A 13,513-nucleotide genomic window follows, 5' to 3' on the forward strand; every position below is an offset into this window, starting at 1 on the left:
CCCCGGGATCCGGGTGTTCTGGCGGTGCGGCAGGCGTTAGCTCTTGCGCGCGTAGCCTTCCCACTTGCTGGCCTGGTGCTCGCCATCAACGAAGCGGATGGTCCCGGACTTGGAGCGCATCACAATGGACTGGGTGAGGACCTTGTCCTTGGAGTAACGCACGCCCTTGAGCAGGTCACCGTCAGTGATGCCCGTTGCTGCGAAGTAGCAGTTGTCGCTGGAGACGAGGTCGTTGGTCGAGAGCACCCGGTCGAGGTCGTGGCCGGCGTCGATCGCCTTCTGCTTCTCGTCATCGCTCGTGGGCCACAGCCGGCCCTGGATGACGCCGCCGAGGGACTTGATGGCGCAAGCCGATACGATGCCTTCCGGCGTTCCGCCGATACCCATCAGGGCATCGACACCCGTCCCGGCGCGTGCGGCAGCGATGGCGCCGGCGACGTCGCCGTCCATGATGAACTTGGTGCGGGCACCGGCCTCGCGGATCTCCTCCACGAGCCCACGGTGCCGGTCCCGGTCCAGGATCATGACGTTGAGCTGGTTGACCTTGACACCCTTGGCCTTGGCGATCAGGTGCAGGTTCTGTTTGACGGGCAGGCGCAGGTCCACCATGTCGGCGGCTTCCGGGCCGGTCACGAGCTTCTCCATGTAGAACACCGCGGAGGGGTCGAACATGGAGCCCCGCTCGGCGACGGCCAGGACGGCGAGGGCGTTGTTGATGCCGAGGGCGGCCAGGCGGGTTCCGTCAATGGGGTCGACGGCGACGTCGCACTCGGGGCCGGTGCCGTCACCGACGTTTTCGCCGTTGAAGAGCATCGGGGCTTCGTCCTTCTCGCCCTCGCCGATCACCACCACACCATTGAAGTGAACGGTCTGGAGGAAGGAGCGCATGGCGTCGACGGCGGCGCCGTCGGCCTTGTTCTTGTCCCCGAACCCCACCCAGTGGCCGCCGGCGATGGCGGCGGCTTCGGTGACGCGGACCAGTTCCAGAGCAAGGTTGCGGTCCGGCTCGTCGATGCCGACGGCAAGAGACGGGGAGAGCGTGGAGTACTTCTGGGTCATTGGCGCTGGTGTCACGTGAACCTCTTCTTCGAGTGGCGATCATTGAAGCCGTACGGACAGGATCGATCCGTCGCGGCGATTCGTTTGTTTGTGATCTCGTCTGTTACTGATCATAGTCGCGGCGGAAAGCCGCGTCTTGGAATGACCAGCCCGTGAACGCCCGCCTGTCGGGCCGCCTGGCATTGCCGAATGTGAGATCGGCCGGGAATGGGCGACTATAGAGGGGTGAGTGAATTGCAGGAAACGCCCCCCTCAGCCCCCGCTTCCCATGCCGGCACCGCCGGCCCGGAAGCGCATGGCGCGGGTGGCCAGCCGCCCGTCAAGCCCGTCCTGACCGCGGGAGCGGCGAAGCGCGCGAACGCCTCGGTGATCGGCATGATCATTGCCCTGGTCCTGAGCATCGCGGCCTTCCTGCCGATCGTCCTGATGAACCCGTCGCCCAAGACCGACGGCTACCGGCCCAACATCAATGTCAGCGCCGTGGCGCGCAACGCTGCCGGTGTGGCGGGATTCACACCCGCGGCCCCGGAAACCGGCGACACATTCCGCGCAAATTACGCCCGGTGGGAATCCGGCACGGGCAGCGGCGTCCCGACGTGGGAGGTGGGATACCTCACCCCCAAGGAGTCCTTCATCGCCCTGGTGCAGGCGCGGCAGTCGAATCCGACGTGGCTGCTTCAGCAGGTGAAGAGTGCGCCCGTGACCGGCACCCGCAGCGCCGGCGGACGCGACTGGGAGCTCCGTGACACGGGCAAGGGCGAGAAGAGCATGGTGCTTGCCGACGCCGGCGGCACCACCGTTATCCTGACCGGATCCGCGCAGCTTGACGAATTCGCGCTGCTGGCAGCCGCTGTGGTGACGTCCCTTGAGGGCACGTCCGGTGCGGCCGGCGGCGCGTCACCCGGGAGCACCGCGGGAGCCACAGTTTCGCCCTCCGCCGTCCCTTCGTCGTAAGGTAAGGCCGTGGCCACCTATCTCACCCCCGCCCTTGCCTGGCGCCGCCTCCGCGAAGGCAACGCGCGTTTCGTTTCAGGCAAGTCGTCCCATCCCAACCAGGACGCGTCCCGGCGTTCCTCCCTCGTGGAGAACCAGCACCCCTTTGCGGTAATCTTCGGCTGCTCGGATTCCCGGCTGGCCGCTGAAATCATCTTCGACCTCGGTCTTGGCGATGCATTCGTGGTCCGCACCGCAGGCCATGTGATCGACGACGCCGTGCTCGGCTCGCTCGAATACAGCGTCAGCGTCCTGTCGGTGCCGCTGATCGTCGTCCTCGGGCATGACAGCTGCGGCGCGGTCACGGCCACCAAGAACGCCATGGAGACCGGGCAGATGCCTGTGGGCTTTATGCGCAGCCTCGTCGAACGCATTACGCCGTCGGTGCTGACCTCGCTGCGCAACAACCAGAACGACATCAACGACATGGTGGTCGAGAACGTCAAACAAACCTCCCAGCGCCTCGTGGACAGCTCGCGGGTCATTTCCGACGCCGTCGGAAGCGGCCGCGCCGCAGTCATCGGCCTCGCCTACAGCCTGGCCGACGGCAGGGCGGACGTCGTTTCCGGAATCGGCGAGCTCTGAGTTCCCGCCGCAGCGCGCCAGCCGCCTCCGGGTAGCAAGCACTTCACGGTTTTCGATGGGACGCCTCGGCCCAATAAGCTAGCCCCATGACCTCCACAGAAGAGTTGAACACCGAAGAGTTCCGCATTGAACACGACACGATGGGCGAAGTCCGCGTCCCCGTGAACGCCCTGTACCGTGCCCAGACACAGCGTGCCGTCGAAAACTTCCCGATCTCCGGCAAGACGCTCGAGCGCGCCCACATCGAAGCCCTCGCCCGCGTCAAGAAGGCTGCAGCGCAGGCCAACGCCGAACTGGGAGTGCTCGACGGCGAGCTCGCCCAGGCGATCGCGGACGCTGCCGATGAGGTAGCCACCGGAAAGTACGACGGCGACTTCCCGATCGACGTGTTCCAGACCGGCTCGGGCACCTCCTCCAACATGAACACCAACGAGGTTCTTGCCGAACTGGCCACCCGCGCACTCAAGGCCGCCGGCAGCGCCAAGGTGGTCCACCCCAACGACCACGTCAACGCCTCACAGTCCTCCAACGATGTCTTCCCCACCTCGGTGCACGTGGCCGCCACGTCCGCGCTGATCAACGACCTGATCCCGGCGCTGGGCTACCTCGCGGAGTCCCTGGAGCGCAAGGCCGTCGAGTTCAAGGACGTCGTGAAGTCCGGCCGCACCCACCTCATGGATGCCACGCCGGTGACGCTGGGCCAGGAGTTCGGCGGCTACGCCGCGCAGGTCCGCTACGGCGTCGAGCGCATCAATGCCTCCCTCCCCCGCGTCGCTGAGGTTCCGCTGGGCGGCACCGCAGTCGGCACCGGCATCAACACCCCCGCCGGGTTCCCGGAGCGCGTCATCGAACTGCTGGCCGCCGACACCGGGCTGCCGCTGACCGAGGCCCGCGACCACTTTGAGGCGCAGGCCAACCGTGACGGCCTGATCGAGGCGTCCAGCCAGCTGCGCAACATCGCGATCTCCTTCATGAAGATCAACAACGACCTTCGCTGGATGGGCTCCGGCCCCAACACCGGCCTCGGCGAAATCTTGATCCCTGACCTGCAGCCGGGCTCCTCGATCATGCCCGGCAAGGTCAACCCCGTGATCTGCGAGGCCTCCATCATGGTCTGCGCCCAGGTCATCGGCAACGACACTGCCATCGCCTGGTCCGGCACCAACGGCGCCTTCGAGCTCAACGTCGGCATCCCCGTGATGGCGGCCAACCTGCTCGAATCCGTGCGCCTGCTGGCCAACACCAGCCGCGTCATGGCGGACAAGATGATCGACGGCATCACCGCGAACGTCGAGCGCGCCCGCTTCCTGGCCGAGGCTTCGCCGTCGATCGTCACGCCGCTGAACAAGTTCATCGGTTACGAGAACGCCGCGAAGATCGCGAAGAAGTCCGTGGCCGAGGGCCTGACCATCCGCGAAACCGTGGTGGCGATGGGCTTCCTGGAGCGCGGCGAACTGACCGAGGAGCAGCTGGACACCGCCCTGGACGTTATGTCCATGACCCGTCCGCCGCACAAGGCCTAGGGCCCCGCGGGCGGCGTCGCCCGCTCCGTCCAGAACGTCCGACGTCGGCCGGCACCTTTCCGTGAAGGGTGCCGNCCGACGGCGTTCCCGGCGCCGGACAGCCGGCACCCGCTGATTTTGCACTCGTGGCAACAAAGTGCAAATATCTACTATGTGAACGAAAGTGCAATTATTGAAGGCGGACTCCGCGAGCGTAAGCGCGCCGCGACGCGGGCGGCGATCACCGCCGTCGCCCGTTCCCTGACGGCAGAGCGTGGCCTGAACGGCTACACGGTGGAGGAGGCCTGCGAACGGACGGGAATCTCCCGCCGGACGTTCTTCAACTACTTCCCCACCAAGGAAGACGCCATCATCGGACACGTCGACGACGACTTCCCGGCCGCCGTCGTCAGTCGCTTCGTGGCGGGCGGGGCCGGCTCTCCCGCAGGCGGGATCTCCCCCACCCTGCTGTCGGACCTCGTGCGGCTCTCCCTTGACCTGTCGGAACAGATGACCGCCAGCGAGGAGGAAACCCGCCAGCTGATCGGCGTCATCCAGAAGGAACCCCAGCTGATGCTGCGGATCATCGGCGCCTCGGAACAGCGCGAAGCCGAATTCGCCCGAATGCTCGCCGCCAGGGAAAACGTCCCGCCGGACCACCCGGTGGTCCGCATGGCCGTCCTGCTCCTGGGCAGCATCGCCCGGAAGACGAGCGCCGCCTACTTCTCCGCGGACAACACCCGCCCCTACAGGGACATGCTGCTCGAAAACGTCGCAGCCGCCCGCTCACTTTTTGGCCAGCCCCTGGACATCGCCCCGTCCGCCTCCACCGAAGGACCCCAATGAGTTCCACCGTCAGCGCCCCACCGGCAGCCGAGCCGCTGCTCCTGACCCAGAAACGCATCTGGATCATTTTCTCCGCCCTGATCGCCGGCATGCTGCTTTCCAGCCTGGACCAGACGATCGTCTCGACCGCCATGCCCACCATCGTCGGCAAGCTCGGCGGCGTGGAACACCAGGCATGGATCACCACCGCCTACCTGCTGGCCACCACCATCGTGATGCCGATCTACGGCAAGTTCGGCGACATCCTGGGCCGCCGGAACCTGTTCCTGGTGGCCATCGCCCTGTTCACGCTGGCCTCGATCGGCTGCGCCTTCGCCACGGACTTCTGGGGCTTCGTCATCTTCCGCGCCGTCCAGGGCCTGGGCGGCGGCGGGCTCATGATCCTCTCGCAGGCCATCATCGCCGACATCGTCCCGGCCAAGGACCGCGGCAAGTACATGGGCCCGCTGGGCGCCATCTTTGGCCTGTCCGCCGTCGCCGGCCCGCTCCTGGGCGGCTACTTCGTGGACCACCTGACGTGGGAGTGGGCCTTCTACATCAACATCCCGATCGGCATCGCGGCGTTCACCATCGCCTGGTTCACGCTGACCCTGCCCAACAAGAAGGCCGAAAAGCGGATCGACATCCTGGGCGTGCTCCTGCTGTCGGCGGCCACCACCTGCCTGATCTTCTTCACTGATTTCGGCGGCAAGAAGGATGAAGGCTGGGATTCCCCGCTGACGTGGGCCTTCGGCGCCGGCATGGTGCTGGCCGCCGTCGCCTTCGTCCTCGTGGAGCGCAGGGCCGAGGACCCCATCATCCCGCTGAGCCTGTTCAGGAACCGGATCTTCGTGAACTCCACGGCGATCGGCTTCACCCTGGGCCTGGGCATGTTTGCCGCCATCGCCTTTGTCCCCACGTTCCTGCAGATGTCCTCCGGGACCTCCGCGGCGGAATCCGGCCTGCTGATGCTGCCCATGATGGTGGGCCTGATGGGCATGGCCATCTTCTCGGGTATCCGCATCTCCAAGACCGGCAAGTACAAGATGTTCCCGATCCTCGGGGCCACCCTCACCATTGCCGCGATGCTGTGGCTGACCACCCTCACCGCCGCGACCCCCATCTGGATCATTTGCGTCCAGTTGTTCATTTTCGGTGCGGGCCTGGGCTCCATCATGCAGGTGATCGTGCTGGTGGTGCAGAACTCGGTTCCCGCCGAACAGATCGGCACGGCCACGAGCACCAACAACTACTTCCGTGAAGTGGGCGCCTCGCTCGGCGTCGCGGTCTTTGGTTCCATCTTCACCGCCCGGCTCTCCGAGTCCCTGGCCCGGGCGTTCACCGGAGCGGGCGCCACGGCGGAACAGGCGTCGCAGTCCACCCGCACCCTGGACCCGCAGGCCCTCAGCCAGCTCCCGGCCCAGCTCAAGGACGCGATCGTCAACGCCTACGCCGATTCCCTGGCTCCCGTGTTCTGGTACCTGCTGCCGTTCCTCGGGATCGCCCTGGTGCTCGCCCTGACCCTGAAGCAGATCCCGCTCTCGGACACCGCAGGCATGGTGGCCCGCGGCGAGGCCGTGGGCGGCGAGGAGGCCGAACGCCAGGAGGCCGAACGCCACGCCGGAGTCACCTCATCTCCGACGCCCGCCGCTGCGGCGCCGGCAGACGACGATCTCCACAGCCTGCACCGCTAGACGCCGGAGCGACCAGGGTCAGGAACGCCGCAGCGCCGGGGGCTGCGGCGTCCCTGCCCCTGCCGGCCGGGTCCGGGGGTCAGCGCCGGAAGTGGGCAGCCCCGTCCGCAGGCCCCGCCCGTTCAATGCTCTCCAGATGCCCGGGCATCAGCTCGGGGAACTCCTCCGGCCGGAACCAGCCCACGGCGAGGGATTCGTCGTCGTTGACCCGCGCCTCCCCGGAGACATACCGGCACCGGAACACGAGCGTCAGGAAGTGGCAGACGTCGCCGTTCGGATAGGTGGTGGGCCCAACGGCGTCCACCGAGACGAGCCGTTCGGCGGCGGCAACGACGCCGGTCTCCTCCAGGACCTCCCGCAGCAGGCCCGTCGCGGGCTCTTCGCCGGGCTCCAGAATCCCGGTGATCAGCCCCCACCGGCCGTTGTCGGCCCGCTGGCCGAGCAGGACCCGGCTGGCGTCGTCGAACACAACGGCCCGCGCGCCGGGAATCCAGAGGGTCTCGTGGCCAACCTTGGCGCGGAGCTTGAGAATGAAGTCGGGGGTAGCCATCCCGCCAGCCTAGCCAACGGGCGCGGGGTCTCCGCCTCAGGCCGCCGGGAGAAGGAGCATGGCCGCGGCGGTGCCGGCGAGCATGAACGGCCCGAAGGGGATGCTCGATTTCAGGTCGCCGCGCCGCGACACCAGCAGGCCCAGGCTCCACAGCCCGCCAAAAAGGAAAGCGGCGAAGGTCCCGGCAAACACGTGCGGCCAGCCGAGGAAGCCCAGATACATGCCGAGAACGCCTGCCAGTTTGACGTCGCCGAAACCCATCCCCGGCGGGTACACGGCCCGCAGCAGGAAGTAGAAAAGCCACAGCGCCGCTCCCCCCGCCACCACGCGCAGTCCGGGCACCCCAAAGAGCCCGGCCGCGCCGTCGGGCACGGCAGCCGAAGCCGGGGCTCCCGACGCCGCGTGGACCGCCACTGCACCCAGCAGCAGTACCCCGGCGACGGCGTAGGCCGGAAAGACGATCCGGTCCGGCAGCAGATGGTGCCGGACGTCGATGACCGTGAGGCGGACGGCGGTGACCGCAAGGAAGGCGCACGCCAGAAGCACCAGCCAGAAGGCCAGCGGGGTCACTTCGCCCAGTCCACCGAGTCGTTGGATCACTCTCGGATGCTACTGGAATTTCCGGCCGGCGTGGCGGGGCCCGCGCGTAAACTGTGGATATGGCCGCATGGGACAACGCGAACGCGCGCGCGCCGCGCACCCCCGGGGACCCCGCGGAACAGGCGGCCGCTTTCCGGAACCTGTGCCGTTCCTCGCCGTGGAAATGGCAGTCCCTGCGCTTTGAGTACCTTGACCGGCCCCTCGCCGCCGGTTCCGGTGCCCCCGAAACGGCGCCGCTGCCGGACCTGGTCCGTGCCTGGCTTCGCCGCCCGGGGGCCCTGCGGCTGGAGACGGCCGACGGCCTGGTCCTGCAAAGCACCACCGGCATCAATGATTCCCGAGACGTGTTCTACGTCCGCTCCACCAGGAAGACCTGGTTGCTGCCGCCCCACCTCGTCACCCCGGTCTACGACGACCGCGGTCTGGTCCGGCGCCGCCCCGAAGCCGCCTACGGCGAGCCCGGCTTCGGCAACGGCCGGTTCGCGGCCGCGCTGGACCCGGTGGAACTGGCCGGCAACGCCCCCGTTCCGCTCGAATTCCCCAGTTCAAATGCTGTGGAACTGGGCACCATCACCGAGGTGCTGCACGAGGGCCGACCTGCCCTGGAAGCCACCGTGACCCCGAACCCCGGCTACCGTCCCAGCGACCCCGGCGCGCCGCTGTGCCGGCCAGGCCGCACGCTGGTGAGGATCGACGCCGGCACGGGCGTTTGCGTCGCGAGCCNNCTGGCTGGGGGGCGGGCAGGAAGGGGATGGGCCGGACGAGTATGGGCACTGGATCCGGATCCTGGCCGTGGACGAGTACATGCTGGATGACCTGTTCCTCGCCGAGTCCATGAACCTCACGGATGTCCGCCGGCACATCAGCTGGGAACTCCCGGCGGGCTGAGGGCGTGTGTGACTGGCTGGGCCCCGGCCGCGCGGCTAGGCTTCCCGGATGACTGAACTCGCCCGCTACTGGCCACCCTTCGGCCTCACCCTGACCACACCACGCCTGGTTCTTCGGCCCATCCGCGACGAGGATATCCCCGCGGCGGTGCAGGCGGCCCTGAGCGGCATCCACGAGCCCGGCCACAGCCCGTTCAGCCGGCCTTGGGCTGAGTCCCCCGCCGAGGAGCTCGGCCCGAATATGGCGCAGTGGTACTGGCGGTGCCGCGGGAACATGTCGCCGCAGGAATGGACCCTGCTGCTGGGCATCTGGCACGAGGACGAGTTCATCGGCTGCCAGGACATCGAGGCCAAGGACTTCGCCACCCTGAAAACGGTCAGCACGGGCTCCTGGCTCAAACAAAGCGTGCACGGCCGCGGACTCGGCAAGGAGATGCGCGCCGCCGTCGCCCTCTATGCCTTCGACTGGCTCGGCGCGGAGGTCGCGGAATCCGAGGCGGCCGCCTGGAACCAGCAGTCCCTCGGCGTCTCCCGTTCCCTCGGCTACGAATTCAACGGCGTCACCCGCGTCTCCTGGGGCGGCCAGCGCCAGGAAGCCCAAAAAGTCCGCCTCACCCCCGCCACGTTCAACCGCCCCGACTGGCACCTGCAAGTGCAAGGCCACGGCCCCACCGCAGAGTACCTGGGGATCCAGGAACAAAGGCAACAAAGGTGACAGACCCGCACGCCGGGCCACGGTTCTTCGCAAAGGAGCGCATCGCCGACCAAAGCGAAGCGGAGGTCGCTCAGCGACCGCAGCGCAGCGACGGGAGGTGTCTAAGCGACGGCGAAGGGCCGCGACCCTGCGAACCCGGCCACGGCCCCCTTCAGAAGGGCCGCGGCCCGGCGAACCCGACCACGGCCCCCAGCACAGGCGAGTTGAAGAACCCGACCTAGATCTCCGCCCCCTCGAGCAACTCCGTAACAAGCGCAGCGATCGGCGAGCGCTCCGAACGGGTGAGGGTGACGTGGCCGAAGAGCGGATGCCCCTTGAGCGTCTCGACGACGGCGGCCACGCCGTCGTGCCGTCCGACCCGGAGGTTGTCGCGCTGGGCGACGTCGTGGGTCAGGACGATCTTGGAGTTCTGCCCGATCCGGCTCATCACGGTCAGCAGCACGTTCTTCTCGAGCGACTGGGCCTCATCCACGATCACGAACGCGTCATGCAGCGACCGGCCCCGGATGTGGGTCAGCGGCATCACCTCGAGCATGCCGCGGTCCATCACTTCCTCCACGACCTCCTGGCTGACCAGGGCTCCAAGCGTGTCGAAGACGGCCTGCGCCCACGGGTTCATTTTCTCCGCCTCGGAGCCGGGCAGGTACCCGAGCTCCTGCCCGCCCACCGCGTACAGCGGCCGGAAGACGATGACCTTGCGGTGTTCCTGGCGCTCCAGGACGGCCTCGAGACCCGCGCACAGGGCCAGCGCGGACTTTCCCGTGCCAGCACGGCCGCCCAGGGACACAATGCCCACGGAGGGGTCCATCAGCAGGTCGATCGCCAACCGCTGTTCGGCCGACCGCCCGTGCAGACCGAACACGTCGCGGTCACCCTTCACGAGCCGGACCTGCTTGTCGGCGCCTACCCGGCCCAGGGCAGAGCCCCGCTGGGAGAGCAGCACCAGGCCGGTGTTCGTCGGCATCTCGGCCGCCTCCGGGATGAAGACGGGCTCGTGGCCGTAAAGGGTGGAGACTTCCTCCTCGCTCGCGTCGATTTCCGCGACACCGGTCCAGCCCGAGTCCTTGACGAGTTCGTTGCGGTACTCGTCGGCCTGCAGCCCCATGGCCGAGGCCTTGACGCGCATCGGCAGGTCCTTGGACACCACCGTGACGTCCCGGCCCTCGTTGGCGAGGTTCTTGGCGACGGCGAGGATCCTGCTGTCGTTGTCGCCGCCGCGGAAGCCGGCCGGGAGCACTTCGGCGGAGATGTGGTTCAGCTCCACTATGAGCGTGCCGCCGTCGTGGCCGAGCGGGATGGGGCGGTCGAGCCCGCCGTGTTCCACACGCAGGTCGTCGAGGAGCCTGAGGGCCTTGCGGGCGAAATAGCCGAGCTCGGGATCGTGCCGCTTGCCTTCGAGCTCGGTGATGACGACGATCGGCAGGATCACTTCATGCTCCGCGAAGCGCAGCAGGGCCCGCGGGTCCGAGAGCAGCACCGAGGTGTCGATCACGAAGCTCCGGGCCGGTTCCATGCTTGCTGTCCCTTCCCCGGAAACAGCAAGACCGGCCGCAGCGTCAATCTCCGCTGCACCGGTCTTTGAGGTGGCTCGCTTGGCGCGAGAGGTAGCTTTCTGTCCCTGGTCGGTCACGACGTCGGGCAGTTGTTCAGAAATAGCCACATCGACTCCAGCCCCGGGGCGCATGCCCGGAATTGTTAGTGGTGAGGCGGCTCGGCATTGAGGCCGGACGCGGCCTCCCATACACCTGGTGCGAACTTCCGCTCCATGTACTGGCCTCCCCGATCAGCCGGCCGTTTGCCTGCTGATGGGATTAACGTACGTCCGGTGTGCGGCGTTTCTGTGCCAATTCTTCGGCGATTCTTGTTGCCATCGTGTGAACACCCGATGACGGGTCAGGAACCGTAGCGGCGCTGCCTGCCGGCGTAGTCGCGGAGGGCCCGGAGGAAGTCCACTTTCCGGAAGGCGGGCCACAGGGCTTCGCAGAAATAGAACTCGCTGTACGCGCTTTGCCACATCAGGAACCCGGAGAGCCGCTGCTCCCCGGAGGTCCGGATCACGAGGTCCGGGTCGGGCTGGCCACGCGTGTAAAGGAAACGCGAGATGTCGTCGACGCTCAGTTCGTCAGCCAGTTTCCCGATGTCCGCACCGCGGGCGACGGCGTCGTGCAGCAGTTCGCGGACGGCGTCGACGATTTCGCGGCGTCCGCCGTAGCCGACGGCGACGTTGACGTGGAGTTTCTCGCGCGTCGGGGTCCGGGCCGTGAGCCGGTTGAGCCGTGCGGCGAGGTAGTCAGGCAGCAGTTCCGGGGCGCCCATGGCATGGACCGAGATTTCGGCGTCCCCGTCCAGCCTGTCCAGCGTATTGGCGATGATCCCCATGAGCAGGTCGAGTTCTTCGCCCGAGCGGTTCATGTTGTCCGTGGAGAGCATGTAGAGGGTGACCACTTTGACGCCCAGTTCCTGGCACCAGCCGAGGAACTCGTGGATCTTGTCGGCCCCGGCCTGGTGGCCCTGGCTGGTGGGGGCGTTGAACTGCCGGGCCCAGCGGCGGTTGCCGTCCACCATCACGCCGATGTGCCGGGGGATGCGCTCCGGGTCCAGCGAGCGTTGGAGTTTGCGCTCGTAGAAGCCATAGAGGAACCCGGGCATTTCCATCCGGAGATTCACCTGGCTTCCCTTGAAGTACGACTGCTGTGCACATCCTAGGCTACCCGCCGCAGTGCCGGCCGGGGCGCAGGAACGTGACGACGGTGCCCTCCGAGCTTTGTTACTCGCAGGTAACTTACCGGACCGTAGTTTATTATGGCGGCATGGACAGCAACACCTCCGAGCCCCGGCCCGAGCATCCCGCGGACCGCGGAACCGGCCCGATAGACGACGCTGCGGTCCGGCTGGCCGAGCTCCTGATGATCAAACCCAAGTGGCGCGGATGGATCCACACCGTGACGGCTCCCCTCGCGCTGGCCGCCGGCCTGGTGCTGGTGATTCTGGCGCCGACGCCGGACCTGAAGATCGCCTGCGCCATCTACGCGTTCACCGGGGTCCTGCTGTTCGGCATCAGCGCCATCTACCACCGCGGCAACTGGTCCCCGCGCGTCAAGATCGTGCTGAAGCGGCTGGACCACACGAACATCATGCTGGTGATCGCCGGCAGCTACACGCCGCTGGCCTGGGCGCTCCTGGACCGGCCCAAGGCCGAACTGCTGCTGTGGGTGATCTGGACCGGCGCCATCCTGGGTGTGCTGTTCCGGCTGCTGTGGACCCATGCCCCGCGCTGGCTGTACGTGCCGATCTATATCGCCCTGGGCTGCGGCGCGCTGTTCTACCTGCCGGATTTCCTTGCCGCCAACGTCGCCTCCGCCGTGCTGATCTGCGTCGGCGGCGCCCTCTACATCACCGGCGCCGTGTTCTACGCGCTGAAGAAGCCGAACTTCAGCTACGAACACTTCGGTTTCCACGAACTCTTCCACGCCCTGACGGTCTTTGCCTTCGCCGCGCACTACATCGCAATTGCGATCGCCGTCCTGAGTTGACGTCCGGCTGCGCGGATTCTCCCCACCTTTGGGACACCGTCGCCGCGACTCACCGGCTCTTCTGCCCGACACACCGGGCGCCGACTTCAAAGATGGGGAATTTCCAACCGTCAGGGCCGTCCGTCAGGGCCGTCCGTCAGGCCGCGCGCGTACTTTCGGTCCCAGCCTTCGCCCAGTTCGAGGCCCAGCTGCTCTTCGAGCGTGGCGATGAAGTGGGCCTTCTACTTCCCGACGAAGCGCTCCACAATTTCGTCCGCCTCCAGTTCCCAGCCGAGGTCTGCGAGCACCAACTGGTCCACCCGGACGGCGATCACCTCGGAATCGACCAGGACGCCGTCGCCGTCGAAAACCACAAGTTCGAAGGGGTGAGGAGTCATTCCGCCAGTGTAGCCAGCCGTACCTGGACCTCGTCGGCAGAGCCGAGCGGAAGCCCGCAGACCATCGCGCGGCACAGATACACCACAGGGCTTGCGTCGGGCGCTGCCTTCCGGCCGCGCAGAAGGGGCACGGAAGCGTCGTTGTCCGGCCTGGCGTCGTCCTGCAGGGCGATCACCAGCCCGGGGCTCGGCG

At 67.3% G+C, this 13,513-nt stretch carries 14 protein-coding genes and 1 pseudogene; 8 read left to right on the plus strand and 7 right to left on the minus strand.

The window, feature by feature from the left end; genetic code table 11:
• Nucleotides 1-36: 36 nt before the first annotated feature.
• Nucleotides 37-1,059 carry a class II fructose-bisphosphatase gene (gene glpX, locus K789_RS0108145; RefSeq protein ID WP_024366327.1) on the minus strand — a complete coding sequence of 341 codons (1,023 nt, stop codon included), beginning with the start codon at nucleotides 1,057-1,059 and terminating at the stop codon, nucleotides 37-39.
• A gap of 207 nt (nucleotides 1,060-1,266) precedes the next feature.
• On the opposite strand from glpX, the gene K789_RS0108150 reads away from it, so the two are divergent.
• From K789_RS0108150 to K789_RS0108170, 5 genes are all read left to right on the plus strand, one after another.
• Nucleotides 1,267-2,013: a DUF4245 domain-containing protein gene (locus tag K789_RS0108150; protein ID WP_035739424.1), complete on the plus strand. Its 747-nt coding sequence runs from the start codon at nucleotides 1,267-1,269 to the stop codon at nucleotides 2,011-2,013.
• 9 nt (nucleotides 2,014-2,022) lie between these two features.
• A complete protein-coding gene (locus K789_RS0108155) occupies nucleotides 2,023-2,637 on the plus strand; it encodes a carbonic anhydrase (protein ID WP_024366329.1) in 615 nt (204 codons plus the stop codon).
• An 86-nt stretch (nucleotides 2,638-2,723) separates the two neighbouring features.
• Nucleotides 2,724-4,160 carry a class II fumarate hydratase gene (locus K789_RS0108160; RefSeq protein WP_024366330.1) on the plus strand — a complete coding sequence of 479 codons (1,437 nt, stop codon included), beginning with the start codon at nucleotides 2,724-2,726 and terminating at the stop codon, nucleotides 4,158-4,160.
• Between the two features lie 153 nt (nucleotides 4,161-4,313).
• On the plus strand, nucleotides 4,314-4,985 hold the full coding sequence (locus tag K789_RS0108165; protein WP_024366331.1) for a TetR/AcrR family transcriptional regulator: 672 nt from the start codon (nucleotides 4,314-4,316) through the stop codon (nucleotides 4,983-4,985).
• Nucleotides 4,982-6,658 carry an MDR family MFS transporter gene (locus tag K789_RS0108170; protein WP_024366332.1) on the plus strand — a complete coding sequence of 559 codons (1,677 nt, stop codon included), beginning with the start codon at nucleotides 4,982-4,984 and terminating at the stop codon, nucleotides 6,656-6,658. The genes K789_RS0108165 and K789_RS0108170 overlap by 4 nt, the downstream gene beginning before the upstream one ends.
• A 79-nt stretch (nucleotides 6,659-6,737) precedes the next feature.
• On the opposite strand, the gene K789_RS0108175 is transcribed toward K789_RS0108170, so the two are convergent.
• Nucleotides 6,738-7,208 (minus strand): NUDIX hydrolase, encoded by a 471-nt coding sequence (locus K789_RS0108175; RefSeq protein WP_024366333.1) that lies wholly within the window; start codon nucleotides 7,206-7,208, stop codon nucleotides 6,738-6,740.
• Nucleotides 7,209-7,244: 36 nt separating this feature from the next.
• Nucleotides 7,245-7,808: a prepilin peptidase gene (locus K789_RS0108180; protein WP_024366334.1), complete on the minus strand. Its 564-nt coding sequence runs from the start codon at nucleotides 7,806-7,808 to the stop codon at nucleotides 7,245-7,247.
• 59 nt (nucleotides 7,809-7,867) lie between these two features.
• On the opposite strand from K789_RS0108180, the pseudogene K789_RS26785 reads away from it, so the two are divergent.
• Nucleotides 7,868-8,696 (plus strand): annotated as a pseudogene (locus K789_RS26785) (hypothetical protein).
• 48 nt (nucleotides 8,697-8,744) lie between these two features.
• The gene (locus K789_RS0108190; protein WP_024366335.1) at nucleotides 8,745-9,410 is read left to right on the plus strand and encodes a GNAT family N-acetyltransferase; all 666 of its coding nucleotides are present in this window, start codon (nucleotides 8,745-8,747) and stop codon (nucleotides 9,408-9,410) included.
• Between the two features lie 217 nt (nucleotides 9,411-9,627).
• On the opposite strand, the gene K789_RS0108195 is transcribed toward K789_RS0108190, so the two are convergent.
• Entirely contained in the window at nucleotides 9,628-11,070 is a 1,443-nt protein-coding gene (locus K789_RS0108195) for a PhoH family protein (RefSeq protein ID WP_024366336.1), read from the minus strand.
• 233 nt (nucleotides 11,071-11,303) lie between these two features.
• Complete coding sequence (locus tag K789_RS0108200) at nucleotides 11,304-12,065, minus strand: isoprenyl transferase (RefSeq protein WP_024366337.1); 762 nt, start codon at nucleotides 12,063-12,065, stop codon at nucleotides 11,304-11,306.
• A gap of 155 nt (nucleotides 12,066-12,220) precedes the next feature.
• Here K789_RS0108200 and trhA point away from each other — a divergent pair, with 155 nt between their 5' ends.
• Nucleotides 12,221-12,943, plus strand: a complete 723-nt coding sequence (gene trhA, locus K789_RS0108205; RefSeq protein WP_024366338.1) for a PAQR family membrane homeostasis protein TrhA — start codon at nucleotides 12,221-12,223, stop codon at nucleotides 12,941-12,943.
• Between the two features lie 221 nt (nucleotides 12,944-13,164).
• Here trhA and K789_RS25055 read toward each other — a convergent pair whose 3' ends face one another.
• Entirely contained in the window at nucleotides 13,165-13,320 is a 156-nt protein-coding gene (locus tag K789_RS25055; RefSeq protein ID WP_202805069.1) for a hypothetical protein, read from the minus strand.
• Nucleotides 13,317-13,513, minus strand: a 197-nt coding sequence (locus tag K789_RS25400; RefSeq protein ID WP_029704757.1) for a hypothetical protein, incomplete at its 5' end; no start/stop codon positions are given. The genes K789_RS25400 and K789_RS25055, both read right to left, overlap by 4 nt.

This window comes from Arthrobacter sp. TB 26, assembly GCF_000427315.1.
GTDB lineage: Bacteria > Actinomycetota > Actinomycetes > Actinomycetales > Micrococcaceae > Arthrobacter.

Excerpts from the sequence above, each read along its gene's own strand:
- glpX (WP_024366327.1), bottom strand. The coding sequence starts at position 1,059 with ATGACCCAGAAGTACTCCACGCTCTCCCCGTCTCTTGCCGTCGGCATC.
- K789_RS0108150 (WP_035739424.1), top strand. The coding sequence starts at position 1,267 with ATGGGCGACTATAGAGGGGTGAGTGAATTGCAGGAAACGCCCCCCTCA.
- K789_RS0108160 (WP_024366330.1), top strand. The coding sequence starts at position 2,724 with ATGACCTCCACAGAAGAGTTGAACACCGAAGAGTTCCGCATTGAACAC.
- K789_RS0108170 (WP_024366332.1), top strand. The coding sequence starts at position 4,982 with ATGAGTTCCACCGTCAGCGCCCCACCGGCAGCCGAGCCGCTGCTCCTG.
- K789_RS0108175 (WP_024366333.1), bottom strand. The coding sequence starts at position 7,208 with ATGGCTACCCCCGACTTCATTCTCAAGCTCCGCGCCAAGGTTGGCCAC.
- K789_RS0108190 (WP_024366335.1), top strand. The coding sequence starts at position 8,745 with ATGACTGAACTCGCCCGCTACTGGCCACCCTTCGGCCTCACCCTGACC.
- K789_RS0108200 (WP_024366337.1), bottom strand. The coding sequence starts at position 12,065 with ATGGAAATGCCCGGGTTCCTCTATGGCTTCTACGAGCGCAAACTCCAA.
- trhA (WP_024366338.1), top strand. The coding sequence starts at position 12,221 with ATGGACAGCAACACCTCCGAGCCCCGGCCCGAGCATCCCGCGGACCGC.
- K789_RS25055 (WP_202805069.1), bottom strand. The coding sequence starts at position 13,320 with ATGACTCCTCACCCCTTCGAACTTGTGGTTTTCGACGGCGACGGCGTC.